Source organism: Sorangium sp. So ce302, assembly GCF_051530145.1.
GTDB classification, from domain to species: Bacteria; Myxococcota_A; Polyangia; order Polyangiales; family Polyangiaceae; genus Sorangium; species Sorangium cellulosum_B.
Genome location: NZ_CP150326.1, coordinates 12048342 through 12066158 on the forward strand (window position 1 = coordinate 12048342; position 17817 = coordinate 12066158).

Annotated in this window: 16 protein-coding genes; 10 read left to right on the forward strand and 6 right to left on the reverse strand. The window is 70.4% G+C overall.

Annotated features, from left to right (window positions below):
- Positions 1 to 70 precede the first annotated feature (70 nt).
- The 3 genes from WME73_RS45545 to WME73_RS45555 are packed head-to-tail and all read right to left on the reverse strand — an operon-like array spanning position 71 to position 4438.
- Positions 71 to 2245 carry a transglutaminaseTgpA domain-containing protein gene (locus WME73_RS45545; protein ID WP_437913642.1) on the reverse strand — a complete coding sequence of 725 codons (2175 nt, stop codon included), beginning with the start codon at positions 2243 to 2245 and terminating at the stop codon, positions 71 to 73.
- Positions 2242 to 3462, reverse strand: a complete 1221-nt coding sequence (locus tag WME73_RS45550; protein WP_437913643.1) for a DUF58 domain-containing protein — start codon at positions 3460 to 3462, stop codon at positions 2242 to 2244. The genes WME73_RS45545 and WME73_RS45550 overlap by 4 nt, the downstream gene beginning before the upstream one ends.
- Positions 3463 to 3472: 10 nt before the next feature.
- On the reverse strand, positions 3473 to 4438 hold the full coding sequence (locus WME73_RS45555) for an AAA family ATPase (protein WP_044967114.1): 966 nt from the start codon (positions 4436 to 4438) through the stop codon (positions 3473 to 3475).
- A gap of 478 nt (positions 4439 to 4916) precedes the next feature.
- On the opposite strand from WME73_RS45555, the gene WME73_RS45560 reads away from it, so the two are divergent.
- From WME73_RS45560 to WME73_RS45585, 6 genes are all read left to right on the forward strand, one after another.
- Positions 4917 to 5891 carry a decaprenyl-phosphate phosphoribosyltransferase gene (locus tag WME73_RS45560; RefSeq protein ID WP_437742542.1) on the forward strand — a complete coding sequence of 325 codons (975 nt, stop codon included), beginning with the start codon at positions 4917 to 4919 and terminating at the stop codon, positions 5889 to 5891.
- Positions 5891 to 6631 (forward strand): CPBP family glutamic-type intramembrane protease, encoded by a 741-nt coding sequence (locus WME73_RS45565; protein WP_437742543.1) that lies wholly within the window; start codon positions 5891 to 5893, stop codon positions 6629 to 6631. Before WME73_RS45560 ends, WME73_RS45565 begins: the two co-directional genes overlap by 1 nt.
- 102 nt (positions 6632 to 6733) lie before the next feature.
- Positions 6734 to 7396: an NUDIX hydrolase gene (locus tag WME73_RS45570; protein WP_437742544.1), complete on the forward strand. Its 663-nt coding sequence runs from the start codon at positions 6734 to 6736 to the stop codon at positions 7394 to 7396.
- Positions 7396 to 8343 (forward strand): NAD(+)/NADH kinase, encoded by a 948-nt coding sequence (locus tag WME73_RS45575; protein ID WP_437742545.1) that lies wholly within the window; start codon positions 7396 to 7398, stop codon positions 8341 to 8343. The genes WME73_RS45570 and WME73_RS45575 overlap by 1 nt, the downstream gene beginning before the upstream one ends.
- 310 nt (positions 8344 to 8653) lie before the next feature.
- Positions 8654 to 8989 carry an HU family DNA-binding protein gene (locus WME73_RS45580; protein WP_012240887.1) on the forward strand — a complete coding sequence of 112 codons (336 nt, stop codon included), beginning with the start codon at positions 8654 to 8656 and terminating at the stop codon, positions 8987 to 8989.
- Positions 8990 to 9138: 149 nt separating this feature from the next.
- Positions 9139 to 10575 (forward strand): ABC1 kinase family protein, encoded by a 1437-nt coding sequence (locus tag WME73_RS45585; protein WP_437913644.1) that lies wholly within the window; start codon positions 9139 to 9141, stop codon positions 10573 to 10575.
- Positions 10576 to 10653: 78 nt separating this feature from the next.
- On the opposite strand, the gene WME73_RS45590 is transcribed toward WME73_RS45585, so the two are convergent.
- Positions 10654 to 11325: a hypothetical protein gene (locus tag WME73_RS45590; RefSeq protein WP_437742547.1), complete on the reverse strand. Its 672-nt coding sequence runs from the start codon at positions 11323 to 11325 to the stop codon at positions 10654 to 10656.
- A 76-nt stretch (positions 11326 to 11401) separates the two neighbouring features.
- Between WME73_RS45590 and WME73_RS45595 the strand changes: the two genes are divergently transcribed.
- Complete coding sequence (locus WME73_RS45595) at positions 11402 to 12703, forward strand: citrate synthase (RefSeq protein WP_437296081.1); 1302 nt, start codon at positions 11402 to 11404, stop codon at positions 12701 to 12703.
- A gap of 92 nt (positions 12704 to 12795) precedes the next feature.
- On the opposite strand, the gene WME73_RS45600 is transcribed toward WME73_RS45595, so the two are convergent.
- Both WME73_RS45600 and WME73_RS45605 read right to left on the reverse strand, forming a co-directional pair.
- Positions 12796 to 14031, reverse strand: coding sequence for a protein kinase domain-containing protein (locus WME73_RS45600; protein WP_437913645.1), 1236 nt, complete (start codon positions 14029 to 14031; stop codon positions 12796 to 12798).
- A gap of 61 nt (positions 14032 to 14092) precedes the next feature.
- Positions 14093 to 14314 carry a hypothetical protein gene (locus WME73_RS45605; protein WP_437296083.1) on the reverse strand — a complete coding sequence of 74 codons (222 nt, stop codon included), beginning with the start codon at positions 14312 to 14314 and terminating at the stop codon, positions 14093 to 14095.
- A 157-nt stretch (positions 14315 to 14471) separates the two neighbouring features.
- Between WME73_RS45605 and WME73_RS45610 the strand changes: the two genes are divergently transcribed.
- The 3 genes from WME73_RS45610 to WME73_RS45620 all read left to right on the forward strand — a co-directional run bounded on the left by WME73_RS45610 (position 14472) and on the right by WME73_RS45620 (position 17725).
- Positions 14472 to 15572 carry a hypothetical protein gene (locus WME73_RS45610; RefSeq protein ID WP_437742549.1) on the forward strand — a complete coding sequence of 367 codons (1101 nt, stop codon included), beginning with the start codon at positions 14472 to 14474 and terminating at the stop codon, positions 15570 to 15572.
- A gap of 7 nt (positions 15573 to 15579) precedes the next feature.
- Positions 15580 to 16674: a WD40/YVTN/BNR-like repeat-containing protein gene (locus WME73_RS45615; RefSeq protein WP_437913646.1), complete on the forward strand. Its 1095-nt coding sequence runs from the start codon at positions 15580 to 15582 to the stop codon at positions 16672 to 16674.
- Positions 16675 to 16891: 217 nt separating this feature from the next.
- Positions 16892 to 17725, forward strand: coding sequence for a hypothetical protein (locus WME73_RS45620; protein WP_437742551.1), 834 nt, complete (start codon positions 16892 to 16894; stop codon positions 17723 to 17725).
- Positions 17726 to 17817 lie beyond the last annotated feature (92 nt).

The window sequence follows — 17817 nt, forward strand, 5'->3', positions numbered from 1 at the left end:
CGCGCGCGGCGCAACCCGCGTGGGCCGCGCGCCGCGGCTCCGGGCGCGCCGCGCGTCTCCTCGGCCGCGATCAGGTCGACGCGGCGAGCCCGCTCTCGCTCGCAGAGCGCGCTCGCCGCTCCGCCCCGCGCAGCGCCTTGACCCGCCGCTCGAAGTCGCGGCTGTCGTCCTCCGAGAGCGTCGCCCCGCCGAAGCGGGCGTGCAGGTAGACCTGCGTGAGCGTCAGGATCTCGCGCGCCAGCGGGTGCTCCGCGAGCTCCAGCGCCTCGGCGTGGCGCAGCGGCGGCAGGCTGGGCGGGCGCGGCACGCCCTGGACGAGCATGGCGGCCTCCAGGCTCTCGTAGAGCGCCGTCGCCAGGATCGCGCTCGGGGTGCGCCCGGCGTCCGCGCGGCGCTCCTCGCGCCCGCGGCGCGTGCGGCGGAGGCGCCAGTAGAGCACGCCGCCGCCCAGCGCGAGCGCGACGGCGGCGACGGCGAGGATCCGCGGGCGCGACAGCGAAAGATCGCTGCTCGATCCGGACCTCCGGTAGCGCGACGTCAGCGTCTGGAGCAGGCCCACCTGCTGGTTCAGGTCGTAGCCGACGACGTGCCTGTCCCAGCGCTGGCTCGTCGCCTCGATGAAATCGCGGAGGTACGCCCAGGCCCCGACCAGCTCGCTCTTCGGCGCCGCGTCGGCCGGCGGCGTCGGGTCGAACGTCATCCACCCCTCGCCGTCGAGGTACACCTCGACCCACGAGTGGGCGTCGCCCTGGCGCACCGCATAGAACCGGCCGAAGCGGTTGTAGGTGCCGCCGACGAAGCCGGTCACGTTGCGCGTCGGGACGTCCACCGCGCGCAGCAGGATGGCCATCGCGGTCGAGTAGAACTCGCAGTGCCCGCGCTTCGACTCGAACAGGAAATGATCGAGCGGCTGCGGGTCCGCGCCCGACGGCGACGCAAGGTCGTACCGGTACTCCGTGCGCAGGTGCTCCTGGATCGCCCGCGCCCGATCGGCCGGACGATCCACGCCTTGCGTCCACTGTTGCGCGAGATCGACGATGCGCGACGGCAGATCCCTCGGGAGCTCCAGGTAGCGCCTCCGCTCGGCGCCGGGGAGGCGCTGGAAGGTCGGCGCCCGCTTCCGCGACAGGAAGACGTCGTAGACCAGCCCGCGATCGTCCGTAGGCTGGTACCTGAGCTCCCCCTCCGGCCCGCGGTAGGCCATCGTGCCTGCGTCGACCCCGAGCTGCCCGCGGTGCTTGAGCCGGAGCCCCGTCGCGTTCGGCGGGAGGAAGATCACGGGCGGATCGATGGGCTCGAGATCGATGCGCATCACCGGGTCGACCGCCGGGTCCGGGTACCGCTCGATCGGCACGAGCCCCCCGTCGCTCTCCGCGGGGCGCTTGAACATCTCGCTCTGGGTCCAGGTGCGGCCGTCGTACGCGTCGAGCGCGGTGCCGCGCAGGTGCATGGTGAGGCGCGGGGGCGGCGGCTCCGGGAGCTCGGGGATCTCGACCCGCATCGCCAGCTTGGGGTCGCTGCGCAGCACGCCGACCGCGCCGAGGTCGACCTTGCCCGAGAAGCCGATCATCCGCCCGGTGTGGCCGCGGTTGAGCAGGAGCAGCGAGAGGCCGACGCGCGGGAAGATCACGAACAGGAGCGCGGTGAAGGCGAAGATCGGGACCGAGAGCAGGCAGGTGACGGCCAGGAACGAGCGCCCGACGACCCGCCTCGAGCGCAGGATGCGCGGCACGTCCACGGGCAGCCCCGTCCGGTCGCGCGCCCCCTGCCGGTAGTTGCCCTCGACCTCGCGCCGCAGGTGGCTGAGCACGAGCGCGCCCGGCGCGACGACGAGCACCCCCAGGAAGCACAGCCCGTAGCCCATGCCGCCGCCGAGGACGGTCCCGGCGATGAGGTGCAGCAGCGCAAGCACGATGACCTGCTGGTCGTGCGCCGCCCCTTTGCGCGTCGCGAGCCGGATGATCTGCAGCGCGGCGGCGAACTCCACGAGCACGTCGAGCACGCTCGCGTCGGTGGCGACGATGCGGACCACCTGGACGGCGATGACGGCCAGCAGGATGCCCGTGTCGAGGTGGCGGAGCGCCGGGTGCCGCTGCCACGACTCGCGCACGACGAGCGCGAGCCCGAGGCAGATGAGGATCGCCCAGCTCACGTAGCGGTTGAACTGCCCGCTCGCGACGAGGGCGATGACGCCGAGCGCCGCGAGCGCGTCGGTCATGACCCGGTGCACCATCCCGAACCTCACGACGCGCTCCTCGGCGCGCCGGCGCGGCGCTCACCGCTGCTCGGGCTCGGGCTCGATCCCTGGCGCAGCGGCGCGCGGGCGTTGCGCTCGGGCGCCCGGCCGTCGTCGACCGCATCGAGCAGCGCCAGGAAGCGGAGGATCGCGTCGGAGCCGATGTTGCGATCGCCGCGCACCCGCTCGCCCAGCGTCGTCGCGACGACCACGGCGTCGCCGCGCTTGACGTGGGCGACGGCGCGCGACGCCGCCTCGCGGATCCTGCGCTCGAAGGTCGGCGCGAACGCGTCGCCCTCCCCGGCGGGGCGCACCGTGTCGACGACGATCTGCACGTCCGGTCGCGTCTCGCGGGTGCGCTCGCGCAGCACCAGCTGGTCGCGCATCGTGCTCTTCTTCCAGTAGATGTCGCGCGGATCGTCCCCCTCGCGCATCGGCCGGAGGCCGAACGTCTCGTCGCCGCCCCCGCGCCCGCTGAGGCTCGCGCCGCCCTCGCGCCGGCCCGCGTCCTCGACGGGGAGCCGGACCGGATCGACCGCGGGGTAGATGATGAGGTCGCCCTCGGCCTCGACCTCCCTCGATTTCTCGAACAGCCCGAAGGGAAAGCGGGTCGCGATGCGGAACCCGGTGTGCCGGTCGCGGCCGCGCCTCGCCGGCGTCCGCCGGTACGCGGCCACCTGCGCGCTGGAGGGGCTGATCTTCAGGAAGAAGCAGCGCTTGTCGGCCGGCTGGCCGGCGCGCAGATCCTCGACCTCGATCGCGTACGACGGCACGCGCTTCTTGTGGTTGTAGACCTCGATCTCGACGAGGTGAGCCCGGCCCACCTGGGCGCGGGCCGGGAGCCGCCGGGTCACCGTGAGGTGCTGCAGCGACAGATCGCTCATCACGCCGGAGACGACGATCAGCGACAGCAGCATCCCGAGCAGCAGGTAGAGGAGGTTGTTGCCCGTGTTGATCGCCGCGAAGCCGACGCCCAGCGTGATCCCGAGGTAGTACTTTCCTTCCCGGGTGAACTTGAGCTTCCGGGGCGGCCTCAGGAAGAGCAGGACCCTCGTCCACAACGACGCCTTGTCCCCGCGCGGGGGCAGCAGCGGGCGCTGCTCGACAAGCGGCCTGTCGCGCCTCGGCTTGCTCGGCCGGGCGGCGCTCCGCGCCGCTGCGCCGGCGCGCTCTGCGCCGCGGGAGCTGCCGCTGAGAGATCCCCGCTCCCTGTCCTCTGCGCCCATCGCCCACCCCTCAGAGGGGGACCGGCACCCGCGCCACGAGGTCACGCACCGCCGCCTCGCACTCGTCGCGGGTCGGCATGTAGCCCTCCGCGTGGGCCGAGAGCCGGACCCGGTGCGCCAGCACGGCCACCGCAAGGTTGTGGATGTCGTCCGCGATACAGTACGAGCGTCCGTAGAGGACCGCGCGCCCCCGGGCCGCGCGCGCCAGGTTCATGCCGGCGCGCGGCGATGCGCCCAGCGAGAGGGTCGGGCTCGACCGCGTGGCCGTGAGCACCGCCTGCAGGTAGGTCGCGAGCGACGAGTCGAGCTCGACGCGATCGACCTCGCGCTGCAGGGCGACGAGCTGGGCCGGATCGATGATCTGTGGCACGTTCCGCGCCCGGTCGGGCTCGCCGCCCTGGAGGAGCAGCCGCATCTCCACCTGCGGCGGCGGGTACCCGATCCGGATCCGCACCATGAACCGGTCGAGCTGCGACTCCGGCAGCGGGAACGTGCCCGCGAAATCCTGCGGGTTCTGGGTCGCGAGCACGAAGAAGGGGTACGGCAGCGGCGTCGCCGTCCCCTCGATGGACACCTGCCCCTCGTTCATCGCCTCGAGCAGCGCCGACTGCGTCCGGGGGCTCGCCCGGTTGATCTCGTCGGCGAGCAGCACGTTCGCGAAGATCGGCCCCTGCCGGAAGACGAACTGCCCGAGCCGCTGGTCGAAGACGCTGACCCCGAGGACGTCGCTCGGCAGGAGATCGCTGGTGAACTGAACGCGACGGAGCTCGCCCCCAACGGCCTTGGCCAGCGCTCGGGCCAGCGTCGTCTTGCCGACGCCGGGGACGTCCTCGATGAGGACATGGCCCCGGGCGAGCAGCGCGATGAGCGCCAGCTCGACCGCCTCTGGCTTCCCTTCGAGGGCCTGCTCCACGGCAGAGCGAAGCTTCAGGAGAAGAGGCGAAGCTTCACGCGCGACCGAGAGCGCTGATGTCATCGGGGGCGATGGTAGCACGAGGTCACGGCGCGCCTGCGGGGATGCGCATTTTGCGTTCCACGAGCCGGGCTGGCGGGTGCGAACCCAGATTCGCGACCTCACCGCGAGGCCGCAGGACCGGGTGCGCTGCGCCACGTTCTTCCCGGTTCGTGGCCTGGAGGGGTGGAGGGGCTTCGGCGCTGCCGCTGGCGCTCGGTTTCGTCGGTCCCGGGCGCCAGCGCCCCCTGTGCTTTTAACTTGCCGCGGAATGGCCGGGACCAGGGCGCCCGAGTATGCTCCGCGCGCCGTGACCGCCTCGGGGCCCTTTTTTCGCAACAGTGCCGCAGGCTTCCCTGATCAGGAGGCGCCCGGCGCCGAGGCTCGCCCGGATGCGGGCGCGCCGGACGCGCCGGCGCCTGCCGAGCAGGGCGGCTCGCCCGCTTCGGTGAGCTCCGTCCTCGCCGGCAAACCTCCGTCGTCGCCTCCGCGGAGCGCCGGCGTGCCGAGCTCCCGTCCGCCGGAGAGCGGGCCCCCCTCGGGCGGCTTGATAGCGCAGCCGCCCCTGTTGCCCGACTCGCCGAAGGGGACGCTGCTCTGGCGTGTGCGCGGGATGGTCCGCGCAATGCGGCCCCACCAGTGGGTGAAGAACCTCTTCGTCCTCGCCCCCGTGGTGTTCGCCAAGCACCTGACCCACCCCTCGATCATCACGAGCGCGATCGGGGCCTTCGCGATCTTCTGCCTGCTCGCCGGCGCCGTCTACATCCTGAACGACATCGTCGACGTCGAGGCCGATCGGGTCCACCCGGTCAAGCGCTTCCGGCCGATCGCCTCGGGCCGCGTGCCGATCCCGGTCGCCAAGGCGATGGCGGTCGGCCTCGCGGTCATCGCGCTCGGCGCGAGCCTGCTCGGCCCGCCGCTCTTCGCGGTCGTCGCCGCCAGCTACTACGTCCTCAACGTCGCCTACTCGTTCCGGCTCAAGAAGATCGCCTACCTCGACGTCGGCTGCATCGCGATCTTCTTCGTGCTGCGCGTGCTCGCAGGCGGCTTCGCGACGAGGACGCCGCTCTCCGGCTTCATGATCGCCTGCACCGCGCTGCTCGCGCTCTTCCTCGGCTTCGGCAAGCGCCGCCACGAGCTCGCCTCGGCCAACGCCTCGAAGCAGCGCGCGGCGCTCGACGGCTACTCGCCTTCCGCCCTGACGGCGGCGCTCGCCGTGACGGGCCTCGCCACCTTCGCCACCTACCTGGCGTACACGCTCGACCACGACACGCAGCGGTTCTTCCAGAACCCGTACCTCTGGCTCACGGCGATCCACCCGCTCTTCGGCGGGATCCGGTTCCTCCAGCTCGTGGCCGGCAGCGCGAGGTCGGAGAGCCCCACCCAGGAGATCCTCCGGGACACGCCCTTCGTGCTGAACGTCGTCATGTGGTCGGCCGAGGTGCTGGTGATCGTGTACCGCCTGAGGCCGTCCTGATGCTCGGCGCCGGACCGGAGCTCGCCCGGCCGGGGGCGGCCCCTGCCGGCGACAAGCCCACCGCGAAGAGCGATGCGCTGACCGATCTCGCGCTGACGATGCCGATCTTCGTCCTGTATCACCTCGGCGTCGCCTTCCTCCCCATCCGCAACGCGGCGGATCCGGTCACCGCCGAGCTCCGCGCGCTGGCCAAGCACAGCCTCCCGCTCTACGCGGGCCTCACCGTCGCCGTCGGGGCCGCGTTCGTCCTCGTCCTTTCCATCCTCGGCCGCGGCCACGCCCTCCAGACGAGGCGCTTCGCGCTGCTCGCCGCCGAGGGCGCGCTCTACGCCATCCTGATGCGCTTCGCCGGCTCCTATGTGGTCGGCTCCCTCCGGCTGGGGCCGCCCGCCGCGTCGAACGACATCTTCACCGGGGTCGTGATGTCGCTCGGCGCCGGCTTCTACGAGGAGATCGCCTTCCGCGCCGGCCTCTACGGGCTGGGCGCGCTCGGGATCAAGTTCTTCTTCGGCAGGGGGGTCCAGGGGGTGGTGCTGATGGTCGGCTGGGCGGTCGTGGCCGCCGCCGTCTTCTCCGGCTGGCACTATGTCGGGTCGCTGGGCGATCCCTGGAACCTCCCCTCCTTCGTGTTCCGCATGGTGTGCGGGCTCGTTCTCACGGCGATCTACGTCTTCCGCGGCTTCGCGCCGGCCGTCTGGACCCACGCGCTCTACGACGTCTGGGTCCTCGTGCTCCGCTGAGCCCGAGGCCCCCCGGGCGCGGGGGGCGAGGTCGCGCCGGGCGCGGGGACGAGGCGCATCGCGATCGGCGGCCGTTTGGCGCTATGCTTTGCGCCTCGACGCATGCGGCTACCTCCCTTCCCGAAGCTCGCTCTCAAGCTGGTCCGGACGGTCCCCTCGCTGGACGGCCCTGGTTTCCTCAACGTGCGACGCCAGGTGTTCCGCGTCGAGTTCCCGGACGGCTCGCTGAGCGACCCGTTCACCTACGACAGCGTCGATCGCGCGCGCCTCGACGCGGTGGTGATCGCCCCGCACTACCGCGGCGCGGACGGGCGCCGTCACGTCTTCCTCCGCTCGGCGTTCCGGCCTCCGGCCGCGACCCGCCCGCCCGAGGCGTGGCCCATCCCGGAGGCGCCGACGCTCGGCGCGATCTGGGAGCTGCCCGCCGGGCTCGTCGAGCTCGACGAGCGGAGCCCGGAGGGCCTGCAGCGCTCCGCCGCGCGCGAGCTGCTCGAGGAGGTCGGCTTCGACGTGCCTCCGTCGGACCTCCACCCGCTCGGCCCGTCGACGTTCCCGGCGCCGGGCATGGTGGGCGAGCGGCACTTCTTCTTTCATGTCGAGGTCGACCCGGCTCGCCAGGGGACGCCGCTCGAGGACGGCTCTCCCCTCGAGCGGTTCGCGGCCATCGCGGCGGTCCCGCTCGACGAGGCGATCGAGCTCACCCGGCGCGGCGTGATCGAGGACGCGAAGACGGAGGTGGCGCTCCGGCGCCTCGCGGAGCTCTGATGGCGGAACGATCCCCCGCGCCCGCGCCGCGGCGTCCGCCCCGCGTCGCGCTCGTCGTGAAGCGCTCCGCCTGGAAGATTTACCGCGAGGAGCGGAAGGATCCGCGCATCACGCGGCTCATCGAGGCCGGCGACTCCGCGGTCGCGCGCCTCAAGGCGTCGCACGAGGCGCACGAGCAGACCGTGCGCGAGGTCAAGGCGGCGCTCGACGACCTCGGGGTCCAGATCGATGTCGTCGCCAGCGCGGCCCAGTCCTTCGACGCGGGCGAGCTCGACCTCGTGATCACGGTCGGCGGCGACGGGACGCTGCTCAGCGCGTCCCACAACGTCGGCGACGTGCCGATCCTCGGCATCAACAGCGCGCCGGGCCACTCCGTCGGCTTCTTCTGCGGCGCGACGAGCGGCGACGCGGCGGACGCGATCGCGGGGGCGCTGAGCGGCTCGCTCCGCAGCACCGTGCTCACCCGCATGCAGGTCACGGTGAACGACAAGCTCGCCACGGGGCGCGTCCTGAACGACGCGCTCTTCTGCCACATCTCCCCCGCGGCCACGTCGCGTTACGTGCTCCGGCTCGGCCGGGCCGAGGAGGAGCAGAAGTCGAGCGGCTTCTGGATCGGTCCTGCGGCCGGGTCCACGGCCGCGCAGCGCTCCGCGGGCGGGCGCGTCCTGCCGCTCACGTCGAAGCGGCTCCAGCTCGTCGTCCGCGAGCCCTACACCCCCCACGGCGAGGAGTACCGCCTCCGTCACGCCCTGATCCAGCCGGGCGCCTCGCTCGTCGTGCGCAGCAAGACGCACGACGCGAAGCTCTTCTTCGACGGGCCGATCCACTCGGTCAGCGTCGGCTTCGGCGACGTCATCGAGTTCACGCAGGCGCCCCAGTCGCTGACGATCCTGGGCCTCTCTGCCAAGCGGAAGTGGGGCGCGGGCTCGGCGGTGAGCCGCCGCTAGGCCCGCCCGGGCGACCAGGATCGCCTTCAACGGAAGGGGTTCGGGTGATCTCCTACGGCGAGCGCCCGGCATGCGACCTCCCTCGCGGCGGGCGCGCGAGGCCTGAAGAAGGGTCGATTTGAGCTGTTTTCCCGCGGATTTGACGGCCCGTGCCAGGGCCCCCCGGCCGTCCTTCCGGCGGAGCGGCGCGCCCCCCGGGGCATGAAACCCCTTCTTTTGTAGCTCCGATCGACGATTCGACACTGGATCTGCGGCGGCCGTTGTGGTTCCTTTGGCCCGCAAGAGGGCACAAACCTCAGGAGGAATGAACATGGCGGCCAAGAAGGCGGATGGGAAGAAGAGCACGTCGCTCAGCAAGAGCGCGCTGATCAACGCGGTGGTCGAGGCCAACGAGAACGAGATCTCGCGCAAGCAGGTCAAGGCGATCCTCGAGTCGCTGACCGACATCGCGTACAAGGAGCTCAAGAAGAACGGCATCTTCACGATGCCCGGCTTCGCGAAGTTCCGCGTCGTCAAGAAGCCCGCGACGAAGGCGCGCGAGGGGATCAACCCCTTCACGAAGCAGCCGATGACGTTCGCGGCCAAGCCGGCCAGCAAGTCGGTCCGCGCCCGCCCCATCAAGGCGATCAAGGACTCGCTGTCCTGAGCCTGCCCGGCTCGCCGGAGGGCTCCGCTGCGCGGCGGAGGTCCGCGGCGGCCCCCTCGCCGGGATTCACCCATCGCCGGCGGGCGAGGGCGAGCACCGCTGGCCCCGCGCGGCCCCTGCGGTAGCATGGTGCGGCTGCTTTGCCGCACATGACGCTCGCCGTCCGACTCTTCCGCGCGCTGCTCGCGTTCTCGGTCATCCTGACGAGCTACCTCATTCAGCTGGGGCTCGTGCGGGTGTTCGCGAGGCGCCTCGGGCGCGGCTCGCCTGCGGGTGAGCCGCCTCGCTGGCTCGTCGCGCGCCGCGCCCGCGTCGATCAGAACAACGCCCGGCGCCTGCTGCGCGCCATGCTCCAGCTGCGGGGCGTCTTCATCAAGCTCGGCCAGGTGCTGTCCATCATGGGCGGCTTCTTGCCTCGTGCTTATGGCAAGGAGCTCGAGCAGCTCCAGGACCAGGTGCCGCCGCACCCGTTCAGCGATCTCGAGGCCGCGCTGCGCGCGAGCTTCGGCCGCTCTGCGGGCGAGCTGTTCGCGTCGATCGAGCGCGCGCCGCTCGCGGCCGCGTCGCTGGGGCAGGTCCACGTCGCGCGCCTCCGCGACGGCCGCAAGGTCGCGGTCAAGTTCCTCTATCCCGGCATCCGCGGGATCATCGCCGTCGACCTGCGCGTCCTGCGCCTCGCGATCCTCGTCTACAAGCGGTTCGTCCCGGTGGGGCACATCGAGCGGGTGCACGAGTCGCTGGTCGATCTGCTCCGCCGGGAGACCGACTACCTGCACGAGGCCGCGTGCATGGAGCGGATGGCGCAGAACTTCGAGGGGGACGCGGGCGTCGCGTTCCCGGAGGTCATCCACGAGCTCACGACGCGCGACGTGCTCACGATGACCTTCATGGAAGGAATCAAGATCACCCGCCTCGACGCGCTCCGGAGCGCGGGCGTCGAGCCCTCGGACGTCGCGCTCAGGCTCGTGCAGGCCTTCTACAAGATGCTCTTCGCGGATCGCTTCTTCCACGCCGATCCGCACCCGGGGAACTTCCTTGTCGCCGCGCGGCCCGCGGACGAGGGCGGCGGCTTTCGCCTCGTCGTCCTCGACTTCGGCGCGAGCTGCGAGGCCCAGGACGAGCTCATCGACGGGCTGCTCGACATCCTGAAGGGCATCTTCGCGCAGGACGACGCGGCGGTCGTGCGCGGCTTCCGGAGGATGGGCTTCGTCGCGCCCGGGGGCAACGACGCGCTCCTCGAGAGGACCGTGAAGACCTACTTCGCGAAGCTGCTCAAGATCCGGGATCGCACGCCGGCGGCGCTGATGCGCGCCCGCCCCGAGCAGCTGGAGCGGCTCGCGGACCCCGAGCTGGAGCGCGGTGAGCTCCAGGAGCTGATGCGGTCGTTCGAGTACCCGGAGGACTGGTTCTATGTCGAGCGCGCTTGCGTGCTCCTCTTCTGGCTGGCCGCCCAGATCGATCCCCACCTCGATACGATGGCGGCCGGCTTCCCGTACCTGATGCCGCTGATGGCGCAGCGCGAGGCCAAGGCCGGGTCCGGCTCCGACGGGTCGGACCCGGCGCCGCGCCGCTCGCCTGCGGATTGAGCCGAGGGCCATCACCACGCTCAACACGCGTTTCGCGCGCGTTTCGCAGGTGTTTCATTTGCGCTCTTCCCCCGTGCGCTACGGTGTTGGGAGCGGGCTGAAGCGCGGGCCGGGGCGGGTGAGCCCGAGCTGCGCGAGGAAGGGCGCATAACTCGAGTCCCGATCAGCCATGATCTCCGCGAGCCTCATCTTGACTGCGGCGATCCCTGCCCCTTCAAGGCGTCGGTAATTGTCCTCGGCGGGGTCGACCGCAGGCTCGACGCCTGCCCCCGCGAGGACGGTCCCAGTATGGTTCAGCCCCTCTGGAATCGTTTGTACAAACGGATCTGGCGCGTGTCGGAGGAGACCGACGAGCCGGTGCGAGTTCGTCTCGTCCCCCGCCATCTCGGGGTGGAACGCGGCGAGCACCGGCGCGGGGCTGAGGCGCCGCCGCAGCTGTTCACCCAGGCGCGACGCGAAGCGCTCGAACTGGGGCGACGGAGCATGGATGCACGGGAAAACCAGGTGCACCACCGCGGAGTCGGCCTCCTCCATGACCGCCAGCGCCGTCTCCAGGACGGGCTCGCGATCGAGCAGGACGTAAAAGCGTCCGAATCCGGTTGCGGCGTCGCGCATGAACGGGCAGAGCCGGTAGCGAGCGACAACCTCGTCGGCGTAACGCCCGTGGACACGCCGCACCTCGGCCGCAAACCGAGGCGCCTCCGGGTGGTGGGCCAGCTCCCCCCGCACGACCGGCTCGCTCAAATGCATCACCTCATTTTCTCGGGGAAGCATTCTTCCCTCGGCCCGTGATAGCTTACGCCGCGCTGCGGCGGAAGGAGGAGGCGTGCAGGAGACCGCGAAGTTAACGCTGAAGAAGAACGGTGGGGAGCAGACGATCGAGTTGCCTGTGATCACGGGCACCGAAGGGGAGAAGGCGATCGACGTCGCGTCCCTTCGTTCGAAGACCGGGTACGTTTGCATCGACCCGGCCTTCGTCAATACGGCCTCGACCACGAGCTCCATCACGTTCCTCGATGGGGAGAAGGGCATCCTCCGCTACCGCGGCATCCCGATCGAGCAGCTCGGCGAGAAGTCGACCTTCGTGGAGACCTCGTACCTCCTGATCTACGGCAAGCTGCCGAGCAAGAGCGAGCTGTCCCGGTTCTCGACGCTGCTCACCCGGCACTCGCTGATCCACGAGGACATGAAGCGCTTCTTCGACGGCTACCCGTCGACGGCGCACCCCATGGCGATCCTGTCCGCGATGGTGCTCTCCCTGTCGAGCTACTACCCGGAAGCGATCGACGTGAAGAACACCGAGCACCTCGACATCACCATCGCGAGGCTGCTCTCCAAGGTGCGCACGATCGCGGCGTTCTCGTACAAGAAGTCGATCGGCCAGCCGTTCGTCTACCCGCACAACTCGCTCTCGTACTGTGCGAACTTCCTGAACATGATGTTCTCGGTCCCGGCGGAGCCGTACGAGATCGACGAGGACATCGTGAAGGTGCTGAACCTGCTCCTGATCCTGCACGCCGATCACGAGCAGAACTGCTCGACGTCGACGGTGCGCCTCGTCGGGAGCTCGAAGGCGAACCTCTTCGCCTCGGTCGCCGCTGGCATCTGCGCGCTCTGGGGCCCGCTCCACGGCGGCGCGAACCAGGAGGTCGTGACGATGCTCGAGGCGATCCGCGCGGACGGCGGCGACGTCTCGAAGTTCGTCAAGCTCGCGAAGGACAAGACCTCGAACTTCCGCCTGATGGGCTTCGGCCACCGCGTGTACAAGAACTACGATCCGCGCGCCGTCCTCATCAAGGCGGCGGCCGACAAGATCCTGGCGAAGCTCGGCATCAAGGATCCGTTGCTCGACATCGCGCAGCGCCTCGAGGAGACCGCGCTGAAGGATCCGTACTTCGTCGAGCGGAAGCTCTACCCGAACGTCGACTTCTACAGCGGCATCATCTACCGCGCGCTCGGCTTCCCCACGAACATGTTCACCGTCATGTTCGCGCTCGGGCGCCTCCCCGGCTGGATCGCCCACTGGAAGGAGATGAACGACGACCCGACCGGCAAGATCGGCCGTCCGCGGCAGATCTACACCGGCGAGAACGCCGTCGACTACACGCCGCTCGACGAGCGCGAGTGACCGCAGCGGGGCCCAGCGGCCCCGCCGGCACCTTCCACCGACGATCCCCTGCACCTCTGACGAGCGCGCCCTTGGCGGCGCGCTCGTGGCCCTCAGCGGCTGAACACCAGCAGGACGACGATCACCGCCACGATGACGCCCGTGACGAGCGAGGCGCCGCCGACGAGCAGGAGCAGCTTGCCCGTCGAGAGCTGCGAGAGCGACGCGCCAGCGCGGGAGGGCGCTGACGGGTTGTCGTCGAGCGTTCGCTCCGGTCGGCTCATCGAGTGCGAATGGCGAGGGGCCGCGGCCGGCTCCACCACGGTCGGCTGCGGGCGCGCGCTCGGCGAACCGCCGGCATGCAGCGGAGGCGCCGGCTGAGAGATCGGCTGGCCGGCGCGGATCCGCCCCTCGATGACGGCCTGCGCGTAGGGAGGCAGCGCGCCTGCGCGTACAGCGCGGACGTCCGCGCGCATGGTCTCGGCGTTCGGGTAGCGATGGAACTTGATGAACGCCAGCGAGCGATCGACCACGGCCGCGACGGCGGGCGAGATCCCGGGCGCGATCGAGGCGAGCGGCGGCGCGGCCTCGGTCGCGGCGGCGATGACCTCCATGGCCTCCGTCACCTCGCCGTGCACCTGTCGGCCCGCGAGCAGCCGGAACATCGTCGCTCCGAGCCCGAAGAGATCGGTGCGCCCGTCGATGTCGTGGATCAGCCCCGTCGCTTGCTCCGGCGCCATGTACGTCGCCGTGCCCATGATCATGCCCGTCTTGGTCGCGGTCTTCTCGGGCAGGCCGGTGAGCCCGTCGACGACGCGCGCGATGCCGAAGTCGAGCATGCGCACGCGCCCATCGTTGCCGAGGTGGATGTTCTCGGGCTTGAGATCGCGGTGCACGACGCCGCGCGCGTGCGCGATCGCCAGCGTCTCGAGCACCTGGTCCGCGAGCGCGAGCACCTCGCCGGCCGGCATCGTCCCGGTGCGCGCCATCCGATCGAAGAGCGTCTCTCCCTGGAGCGCCTCCATCGTCAGGTAGGCGAGGCCCTCCTGCGTCTCGCCGGAGCCGAGAACGCGCACCACGCCGGGCACCGCGTCCGCCCCGCCGAGCGTGTTGCCGATGAACCCCTCGCGCAGGAAGCGCTTCCGCACCTCCGTGATCGCGTTGAGCTCCGGGTGCAGCACCTTGAGCGCGACCTGAGAGCCGTCCGCCGCACGCCCGAGCAGCACGCTCCCCATGCCGCCGGTGCCGAGCACGCGCTCGATCCACCACGTCCCGGCGAACGTCTTGCCGACCCAGTGCTCCGCGTCGTCGTCGTACACGAGAGGCGCCCTCTTTCGACCAGCGGCCATCCGAGGAGAGAGATCTCAGCGGCGAAGCCACTGGTAGGCCGCTCCGCTGCGCTCGCGCAAGCTAATTGATGGAGGTCGTGCCGAAACGGGGGTCGTCGTCAAGCCGCTCGGCCGCTGCCTTGAGCCCGGAGGCGACGCCCCGGAACGCGTCCGCTGGCATGCGAAACGTCACGCCAGGGCCGATGAGTGTCACGTGCACGGTGCCACACCCGCACCGGGTGATGCGTGTCGCCTCGTTCGAGGCGAGCTCGGTGTGTGGACCGCATTTCTTGGGCGCCGCCATGGTTGAACCTCTCCCACATCCTAGCAGCACCGGCCAGCGCTCGGCCACGGCGCCCCGGAGCCCGACGGAACCATGCCCGCCGCGCGACACGAACGCCCTGAAATTGTGCAGCCGTGTATATCTCTCCTCATCGCGACGCGATTGCCCGGAGGGACTCATGGCTGTTCGATGCCTGACGCTTGGTTTGCTTCCTGTCGTGCTGGGGATCGTGGCCTGCGTTGAGGGGGGCGGGGGCGTGACGCCCGCGCCGGTCGACGAGTCGCTGCTCGATGTGCCGCCGGTCGGCCAGGGCTTCCAGATGCAGACCGAGGAGACCGAGGTGCCGGCGGGGGTCGAGCAGCAGGACTGCTACTTCTTCAAGGTCAGCGAGCTCGCCGCGTCGAACGGGCTGGACCCGACCGCGCCCGTGAACCTCCACCGCGTGCAGATCGCGCAGCGCGACGGCTCGCACCACATGAACATCTTCCGCGTGAAGACCGTGAAGGGGCTGGGGCCGGAGGGCGGGCTCATCCAGAAGAACCAGAACGGGGTCGGGGAGTGCTTCAAGAGCCCCAACTGGGCCGACTGGCCGCTCATCGCGAATTCGCAGCAGAACGGCCAGGTCGACTGGGAGTTCCCCGAGGGCGTCGCGAACGTCCTCGCGCCCGACGAGTGGCTGATGCTGCAGACGCATTACGTGAATGCGACGTCGCAGAAGACCCCCGAGGCGGTCGGCCGCGTCCGGGTGAACTTCTGGGCGCTGCCCGCCGCCGAGGTCAAGGCCGAGATGGGCACCGTCTTCGCGACCAAGCAGTCGATCCGTGTCTGTCAGTCGAACCCGACGCCCACGTTCGAGGGCTCGTGCCAGATCAACAGCCCCTCTCCCGTGAAGATCATCGGCGCCAACGGCCATTTCCACAGCCGGGGCACGCGGTTCGATATGTATGCATGGGACGGCAAGACCATCGGCACGCCTCCGGCCTCGGATCGCTTCTACACATCGGACGCGTGGGACGACCCGCCGATGCTCATCGCGCCGGAGCTCGACAGGGAGCTCCCGACGAACGGCGGCGTCTGGTACGGATGCACCTACGAGTGGCAGCAGCCGGACCCGTCCGTTGGGTGCAAGGGCCTCGACGACTACGACGTGTCCAAGAACGGGACCGCCGCAGAGTCGCTCGATTGCTGCTACACGTTCGGGCCGATCGTCGAGAAGAACGAGCACTGCAACATCTTCGTCTATTACTATCCGAAGCAGACCGACGTGTTCTGCAACTGAGCCCTCCATGGCGGCGCGCCGGCAGGACCTCTCCAGGCGGGTCTTCACTCCCATGCGCACCTGCTTTCACTCCATGGCTCTGGCGGCGCTCGGCGCGGTCGCCCTCGCCGGCTGCCCCGGCGATCCTGCGAGGCCGCCCGAGCAGGAGCCGCCGGCGTGGCGCGTGCTGCTCGACGAGGGCGATCTCGACCGCGCGGTCCTCTCGATCTGGGGGACGGCGCCCGACGACGTGTTCGCCGTCGGGGGGCCGCTCGGCAACACGGGCCTCCAGGCGCTCGCGCTTCACTACGACGGGGCGATGTGGCGCGAGCTCCCGGCGGGCGGGGATACGACCTTCTGGTGGGTGGCCGGCTCCGGTCCGCAGGACGTCTGGATGGTCGGCGAGCGCGGCCGCGCCGCGCGGTGGGACGGCGCGACGTTCACCGAGCATGCGACGGGGACGGAGGCGACGCTGTGGGGCGTGATCGCGTTTTCACCCGACGATGCCTGGGCGGTCGGCGGCATGCCCGGCAGCGGCGCGGACGCGGAGAAGGACATCGTCCTCCGCTGGGACGGCAGCGCATGGTCGCGAGAGCCGCTGCCGGCGGCGACCGGCCGGGCGCTCTACAAGGTATGGGGCGAATCTTCCGAGGATCTCTATGCCGTCGGCGAGTTCGGCGTGATCTGGCACCGCTCGGGCTCGACCTGGGAAGTGCAATCCGATCCGCCGATCGCGCAGGGCACCCTGTTCACGGCCGCCGGCTGCAGCCGTGAAGAGGTATACGCGGTCGGCGGGAGAGACGTGCTCCGCTCGGACGGCGCGTCGTGGCGCAGGCTCGAGATAGAGCTCACCAACGACGTGAACGGCGTCGCCTGCGGCCGCCCGGGGGGGGTCGCGATCGTCGGTTATGGAGGGCTCAAGCAGCGCCTCGTCGACGGGGCCTGGATCGATGAGTTCACCGAGGAGCCCTACGCCGATCTCCACGCCGTCTGGGCCGACGGGGAAGGGGCCTTCTGGGCGGTCGGCGGGGACTTCCTTAGCCAGCCGACACCCGGCAGAGCCCGCAAGGGCGTGGTGGCGCGCTACGGAACAGGGCAAATCGCCGACACTGTGAGCCGCTGATCACCACGTCGCAGGTGTCCTCACCTGCCCGGACATGCCCTTCGTGTGGCATGGCGCATCATGGGACCGTGAACTCGGAGATACGCTGTGGCCGATCGGTCACGAGCAGCGAGACTTTTTTCTTGGGAAATGCTTCAAAGGGTGGCGCTGGTCGTCCGATTGCAACACCTGCGGAGACCACACGCGGATCCCGCGCTCTGAACCCAGGAGAATTGGCATGCGACGGACCATTGCTCAGCTTTTTGTGAGTGCGTTTACTTTTGCGATCCCTCTGGCCATCGCCTCGTCGGCGTCGGCGGCGCCCGGCCCGGAGGCTTGTGGAAATATCCAGCTCGCAGCGAGCGCAAACTGCGAGTTTCGCACCTCGGGCGGCTGCGAGGTGAGCTGCAAGCCGGTCAACCTCACGGCGGCGTGCGCCGGGAAATGCGAGGGCGAGTGCAACGCCAGCGCGACCGCCGACTGCAACGTCGACTGCTCCGCGGATTGCTCTGCCAAGTGCAATGTCAATCCCGGGAGCTTCGACTGCAGGGCGAGCTGCTCGGCGAGCTGCTCGGCGGATTGCAGCGGCAAGTGTTCGGCGAGCGCCAGCCCCGGCCAGTCGCAGGCGGAGTGCGAGGGGGCCTGCAAGGCGAGCTGCGACGGCGAGTGCAGCGCGAGCTGCGAGGTGACACCACCGAGCGCGGATTGCCAGGCAAAATGCGACGCGAGCTGCGAGGGCGAGTGCAAGGCCGAGGCGAACTTCGACTGCGACATCGACTGCAATGCGGAATGCACGGTCGATCTCGAGGGCGGATGTAAGACGAAGTGCTCGGAGCCGGAAGGCGCGCTGTTCTGCAACGGTCAGTATGTCGACGTCGTCGGGAGCCTGGAGGACTGCCTCGATTACCTGAGCACGCTCGAGATCGAGGTGAACGCCCACGCCGAGGCCGAGGCCAGCGTCTCCTGCGCCGCCGCGCCGGGGTCCTCCTCCGCGCCGTTCGCGGGCACGGGGCTCGCCGCGCTCGTCGCCGGCGTGGGCGTGGCCGCCGCGCGCCGCCGCAAGCGGTCCTGAGCGAGGTCCGGCGTTCCTGACGGCGCGCGCCGGAGGCGGATCCGGCGCGCGCCGGCTGCGCATCCTCGCGTCCTGAACGAATCCCCCAGGCC

Excerpts from the sequence above, each read along its gene's own strand:
- WME73_RS45550 (WP_437913643.1), bottom strand. The coding sequence starts at position 3,462 with ATGGGCGCAGAGGACAGGGAGCGGGGATCTCTCAGCGGCAGCTCCCGC.
- WME73_RS45555 (WP_044967114.1), bottom strand. The coding sequence starts at position 4,438 with ATGACATCAGCGCTCTCGGTCGCGCGTGAAGCTTCGCCTCTTCTCCTG.
- WME73_RS45565 (WP_437742543.1), top strand. The coding sequence starts at position 5,891 with ATGCTCGGCGCCGGACCGGAGCTCGCCCGGCCGGGGGCGGCCCCTGCC.
- WME73_RS45570 (WP_437742544.1), top strand. The coding sequence starts at position 6,734 with ATGCGGCTACCTCCCTTCCCGAAGCTCGCTCTCAAGCTGGTCCGGACG.
- WME73_RS45575 (WP_437742545.1), top strand. The coding sequence starts at position 7,396 with ATGGCGGAACGATCCCCCGCGCCCGCGCCGCGGCGTCCGCCCCGCGTC.
- WME73_RS45580 (WP_012240887.1), top strand. The coding sequence starts at position 8,654 with ATGGCGGCCAAGAAGGCGGATGGGAAGAAGAGCACGTCGCTCAGCAAG.
- WME73_RS45585 (WP_437913644.1), top strand. The coding sequence starts at position 9,139 with ATGACGCTCGCCGTCCGACTCTTCCGCGCGCTGCTCGCGTTCTCGGTC.
- WME73_RS45590 (WP_437742547.1), bottom strand. The coding sequence starts at position 11,325 with ATGCATTTGAGCGAGCCGGTCGTGCGGGGGGAGCTGGCCCACCACCCG.
- WME73_RS45600 (WP_437913645.1), bottom strand. The coding sequence starts at position 14,031 with ATGGCCGCTGGTCGAAAGAGGGCGCCTCTCGTGTACGACGACGACGCG.
- WME73_RS45605 (WP_437296083.1), bottom strand. The coding sequence starts at position 14,314 with ATGGCGGCGCCCAAGAAATGCGGTCCACACACCGAGCTCGCCTCGAAC.
- WME73_RS45610 (WP_437742549.1), top strand. The coding sequence starts at position 14,472 with ATGGCTGTTCGATGCCTGACGCTTGGTTTGCTTCCTGTCGTGCTGGGG.
- WME73_RS45615 (WP_437913646.1), top strand. The coding sequence starts at position 15,580 with ATGGCGGCGCGCCGGCAGGACCTCTCCAGGCGGGTCTTCACTCCCATG.
- WME73_RS45620 (WP_437742551.1), top strand. The coding sequence starts at position 16,892 with ATGCGACGGACCATTGCTCAGCTTTTTGTGAGTGCGTTTACTTTTGCG.